Source organism: Halalkalibacter flavus (assembly GCF_036663575.1).
Classification (GTDB): Bacteria; Bacillota; Bacilli; order Bacillales; family Bacillaceae_D; genus Halalkalibacter; species Halalkalibacter flavus.
On the sequence record NZ_JAWRVK010000141.1, the window covers coordinates 1 to 361 of the forward strand.

Here is a 361-nt window from a genome sequence, read left to right on the forward strand (position 1 = left end):
ACTTTTAGTTGTTTGACGCTTGTGCTATTTGTTCAGTTTTGAGAGAATTTACTCTCAATTTATACGTTATTTACTTCTACTTTTGAAGTGAGTAACCGGTTCTTTGAAAACTAGATAATGCAATAGAAACAATGTTAGTTTTATCGGTATCTTAATTTAATAAGAGAAGATCAAACGAGCATGTCAAGAATTCACTGACATTTTCAAGAAAATGTCTTAAACGATTCTTTATATTAGATCGTTTTTGGCAAAGAGCTTCGAGTAGTTCGAGGAAGTGAGTGGTTGAAAGAATGGAGCGTAGTTCACTACGTGACATGACTGAGATCCACGAAGCTGACGAAGAAATGCGAAGAAGATCTGC

General features: G+C 34.9%; 1 protein-coding gene. It reads right to left on the bottom strand.

The genetic code is table 11. The features are described from left to right. Positions 1–151 precede the first annotated feature (151 nt). Positions 152–361: hypothetical protein (locus SAY88_RS24800; protein WP_332635091.1), on the bottom strand; the 210-nt coding region annotated here is incomplete at its 5' end.